Annotated in this window: 2 protein-coding genes; both read right to left on the reverse strand. The window is 36.7% G+C overall.

Features of this window, described 5'->3' with window-relative positions; translation table 11 throughout:
* Positions 1 to 1,505, reverse strand: a 1,505-nt coding sequence (locus Q0410_RS01290) for an ABC transporter substrate-binding protein (protein ID WP_299032025.1), incomplete at its 3' end; no start/stop codon positions are given.
* Positions 1,506 to 1,944: 439 nt separating this feature from the next.
* Positions 1,945 to 4,203 carry an ABC transporter substrate-binding protein gene (locus tag Q0410_RS01295; RefSeq protein ID WP_299032028.1) on the reverse strand — a complete coding sequence of 753 codons (2,259 nt, stop codon included), beginning with the start codon at positions 4,201 to 4,203 and terminating at the stop codon, positions 1,945 to 1,947.
* Between the last annotated feature and the right edge of the window lie 397 nt (positions 4,204 to 4,600).

Genomic DNA, 4,600 nt, shown 5'->3' on the forward strand with positions numbered 1-4,600 from the left:
TTTGTAACTACACCGTAGCCACCTGCGAATGATTGAACGAAGTTGTTTCTATCCATTAGGTGAGCGATGGCTTGTCTAACTTCTTTATATTTTGTAGCTCCTCTGTCTGTTAAGAATGTTACGTTACCATAACCATTTCTTTCAAATGTGTTGTAGCCACCGATTTTACCTTCGTCAGCTGCAGTTCTCATTTGGTCTATTAATGGACCTTCTGCCTCTGCTTCCCAAATATCGATGTCGCCGTTTTCTAGTAGGTCGATTGCGATATTACTATTTACATATTGTAAGATTACGTGTGGGATAGTTGGTTTTTCGCCTTTGAAGTTACCAGCGTAGTTTTCATTGATGCTCATTTTGATCATGTTGTTTCCAAATGAGTCAAACTTATATGGTCCTGCAGTTACAGTTGGGTTGATCCTGTATTCGTTGTATTCTCTTTGCATAGCATCTTCTATAAGCATGCTTGTTGGGTCGATGTCGCCTTCTTTTCTAGCTTCAAGCTCAGCTATATCTTCATCATGAGCTTTTTTAGCTTCTTCATAAGCAGCCTTTTCATCGTCATTTGCATCGTCAGCTGGTGCTGGGTTATTTTCTTCAAAGTCTTCTTTGTTTTTAGCAATTTGAGTATCGATGTTTTCGATGTATTTAGATTTTTCTTCTTCTGTTGGTTCATAGCCGTCTTTTGCTACAATCTTGTTACCTTCTGGTGCTACAGCTAGGTTATCACTTACAGCGTGGATTGGATATGGACCGTATCCTCTAAGAGCTGCCTCTTCATAGTATGGTAGGAATGATGCGTCTACTGTTACACTAAATGTGTAGTCATCAATCTTTTTAAGACCGTCAAATGTATCTTTATCACCATTTTTGTATGCTTCATAGCCAAGTAGTGGGTCATCACCGATAGATGTTGATCCTGTTACTAATTGGTAGGAAGGATAGGTGTGAAGAAGGGATCCAAATAGGTAGTCATCAGCGTTGATTGGTGTGCCATCTGACCACTTAAGATCTTCTTTAATCTTATAAGTTGTTGTTTCAGAGCCGTCTGCGTTTTTAACAATTTCTGGTTCTTCTTTAAGAACGGTCATGTTGTTAATCCATTGACCACCTTCATCTTGAACAACTGTACCATAACCATTGTTACCTTCGATACCTAAGAATCTTCTTGCCTTAACGTCCATAGAGTTGTTTGTCCAACCTTGTAGGAAGTCTCCATTAAACTCTTGAACAGCACCGATTACTAGGGTGTCATCTGAAGTTTGTTTGTCAAATGATTCAAGCTCAGCAGCTTCGTCAGCATTTTCTTCGCCTTCAGCTGCATCTTCACCTTCTGCAGGTGCTTCTTCCTCGCCTTCAGCTGGAGTTTCTTCGTTTTCAGTTGTTTCTTCAGCTGCTTTATCGTCAGTTTTTTCTTTTGCGTCATCCGCATTATCTCCACCACATGCAACTAGTGTTGCTGCAAGGCCTAGAGCCATAAGTGATGAAAATACTCTTTTCATTTTCATAAGTTTCCCCCTAAAAATTAAGTAACTTTTTATAGTATAATATTTTATCTCATTAAACCGTTTTTGTCAAGTTTTAGAGTGCTTAGCTTTTCAATGGTATGGATAATTATGCCATATACTTGTCATAATATTAAGGACTTCGTTAATTTTTTATGCAAGTTGTTTCATTTTTGCTTATCTCTCTACCAAATTAAACCCTTAACACTTAGCACTTTTCTCTTTTTTTATTTCCTATTTTTAAGGTCTTTATTTCACTTTTTCTATCATGAATTTGACTGAATAATATGCAAAATTATTTCTTGTTTTAAATGCTTTTTTCAAAAAAACTTTCCCTTCTTATATTCCCTTATTTAGAGTGTGTTTTTAAAATTTAAAATTTTACACAACAAAAGCAAGGATAAATCCTTGCTCCTATTGTGTACTTAATTTAGTTAGGGTACTATTTATTACTTTTATCTAAGCTCATGGCGTTTATTTGATATTCAGATTCCCAAACTGGTGTGTTGATATCAAAGCCCTTTACCCTTGCTGTGTAGCCTGAGTGGTATTGGTTTGAATAGAGTGGGATTTCTGGTAGGTAGTCGTTGTACCATTTTTCAAATTCTTCCCAAGTATCTAGGTAACCTTCCTTATCATCTGGGTCTGTTTGACGAAGTTTAACTGTAATTTCATCAGCTTTTGGATCATTTGTCTTGGTTGTGTTGTCAGATCCCTTAGAGTTGTATTGGTACCAAGGGTCAAATGGCGTACCAAATCCTGTACCCATGTTAAATACTGTGTATTCAGCATCGTCTTTTGGGTGGTAGTAGTAGTCAAGAAGGGTAGCAAAAGACCCTGCTGTTACGTTATACTCCATACCTACTTGCTTAGCGTTTACTGGTACTTGGTTTGAGATTAGGGTTGTTATTTGTGATTCATCAGAACCGTATTGGTTAACCTGAAGTTTTTTGCCGTTTTCATCATACCTATAGTAGTCAAAACCATCTGGGTTTTTAGAATATTCTTCGTCGGCCTTTGCCTTATCCCAAGCGGTTTTACCGTCTGATTCAAACTTGTAAGGAGTAGCATCTAGTAGTTCGTTTGCCTTATCTAAGTTTAGGGTGTATTTGTTAAAGTCGTCGCTTGCCTCAAGGTCAGCTCCTCTTTCCTTATACATCCATTGGCTGGTACCGTACATACCGTTTGTTACTACACCATAACCACCTGCGAAAGATTGAACATAAGAGTTTCTGTCCATTAGGTGGGCTATAGCTTGCCTTACTTCTTTATATTTTGTAGATCCCCTGTCTGTTAGGAAAACTACGTTACCATAACCATTTCTTTCGAAGGTGTTATAGCCTCCGATTTTGCCTTCATCAGCTGCAGCTCTCATTTGATCTATTAGAGCACCTTCAGCTTCTGATTCCCAAAGGTCTATATCGCCATTTTCAAGAAGGTCGATTGCAATTTTACTATTTACGTATTGAACGATTACGTGTGGAATACTTGCTTTTTCACCTTTGAAGTTTCCAGCATAGTTCTCATTTAGACTTAGTCTTGCCATGTTATTTTCATAAGAATCAAACTTGTATGGTCCACAAGAAACTGTTGGGTTTATCCTATAGTCGTTGAATTCTTTTTGCATAGCCTCTTCTATGAGCATATTAGTAGGATCCATATCCCCTTCTTTTCTCTTTTCAAGTTTGGCTATATCTTCATCATGAGCTTTTTTAGCTTCATCATAGGATTTCTTTTCATCTTCTGAAGCATCATCAGCAGGTGCTGGAGTCTCTTCATTGAAATCTTCGTTTGATTTAGCTATTTGAGCGTCTATGTTTTCTACGTATTTTTTCTTTTCTTCTTCTGTAGGCTCATAACCATCCTTAGCTACAATCTTGTTACCTTCTGGAGCAACAGCTATGTTCTCAGAAATAGCGTGGATTGGGAATGGCATAACTTGTTTTAAGAAAGCTGATTCATAATATGGAAGGTATGATGCATCAGTTGTTACCTTGAAGGTGTAATCATCAACTTTTTCAAGTCCTTCAAACTTATCATCATCGCCAGCCTTATAAGCTTCATAGCCCTTAACAGAGTCTGAACCGATACTAAATGAACCTGTTACCAATTGGTAAGAAGGATAAGTATGGAATAGCATGTCAAATAAGTAGTTATCTGCTGTGATTGGCTCTCCATCAGACCATTTCAAATCTTTTTTGAGAGTGAAGGTAGTTGTTTCTGAACCATCGTCGTTTTTGACTGTTTCTGGTTCTTTTTCAAGAACAGTCATATTGGCAAGCCACTGACCACCCTCGTCTTGGACCATAGTTAGGTAGGCATTGTTACCTTCTGTACCTATGTAACGTCTAACTTTAACATCGTATGAGTTATTTGACCAAGAACCATAAAAGTCCCCACTCATTTCAGATGTACCTACTACTAGGGTGTCATCTGCTGTTTGCTTTTCAAAACCTTCTAACTCTGCCTTTTCGTCATCAGAAAGGGCATTTTCATCATCACTTGCGTCTTCCTTGGTATCATCCTTGGAATCGTCTTTATTTGCTGTATCGTCGTCTTTATTATCATTAGCTTGATCTACTGCTTGTTCATCTTTATTATCAGCAGCATCATCTTTTTTAGCTTCTTCTCCACGACAAGCAGCAAGGGTTGCTGCAAGACCAAGGGCCATCATGGTCGAGAATACTTTTTTCATTTTCATTGTTTCCCCCTAAAAATTTGTTTAACTTTTATTATTCATTATTTTATCCTGCTAATGTAGTTTTGTCAAGGTGGTTTTCCGTATTTTTATATTATATAAAATTATAATTATTCATAATTTTATCATGAAATCAAAGACTATGTTAATTAACTTTGTATCTTCTTTCGTTTTTGATAATACGATAAATTGCTAAACCTAATTGTAGTAACAAGGAAAACCCTTATATATTTAACGAGCTAAAAATAAGTCTTATACTTTTATTAGTATATTATGCAAAAAAAAGATTTTTTATAAATCAAGATATTCACAAAGTTTTACAAAAAAAAGACAAAAAATCCCGGGAAAATCCCGGGAAATTTTTATATCTTCTAGGCTTTTGCCTCTGCCTTGTCATCTT

The organism is uncultured Anaerococcus sp., assembly GCF_937934665.1.
GTDB lineage: Bacteria > Bacillota > Clostridia > Tissierellales > Peptoniphilaceae > Anaerococcus.

Excerpts from the sequence above, each read along its gene's own strand:
- Q0410_RS01295 (WP_299032028.1), bottom strand. The coding sequence starts at position 4,203 with ATGAAAATGAAAAAAGTATTCTCGACCATGATGGCCCTTGGTCTTGCA.